At 41.8% G+C, this 280-nt stretch carries 1 protein-coding gene; it reads right to left on the reverse strand.

All coding sequences use genetic code 11. The features are described 5' to 3' along the window. Nucleotides 1-197 (reverse strand): FAD-dependent oxidoreductase (locus tag NXS07_RS22680; RefSeq protein WP_258087651.1); only part of this gene is annotated, 197 nt, incomplete at its 3' end. Between the last annotated feature and the right edge of the window lie 83 nt (nt 198-280).

Here is a 280-nt window from a genome sequence, read left to right on the forward strand (position 1 = left end):
GCGCTTCTTTCAGCCATGAAAGCAAGTTTTGCAGAAGCAACCAGTGCTTTTGTAGGTGTGCAGCCATCATTAATACACGTTCCCCCTACTAATCTCTTTTCTATAATTGCTGTTTTCCATCCCGCCTTCGCTAATTTTCTGGCTAGTGGCGTTCCTGCCTGGCCTGAGCCTATAATGATTGCATCAAATTCCTTCATGATCTGTTTTTTCCTGTATATAATTTATTTATCGGCCTTGTAACTTAATCCGTTACTTCTACGCCTTTCCAAAACGCAACATG

The organism is Xenorhabdus bovienii, assembly GCF_024721015.1.
Lineage (GTDB): Bacteria > Pseudomonadota > Gammaproteobacteria > Enterobacterales > Enterobacteriaceae > Xenorhabdus > Xenorhabdus bovienii.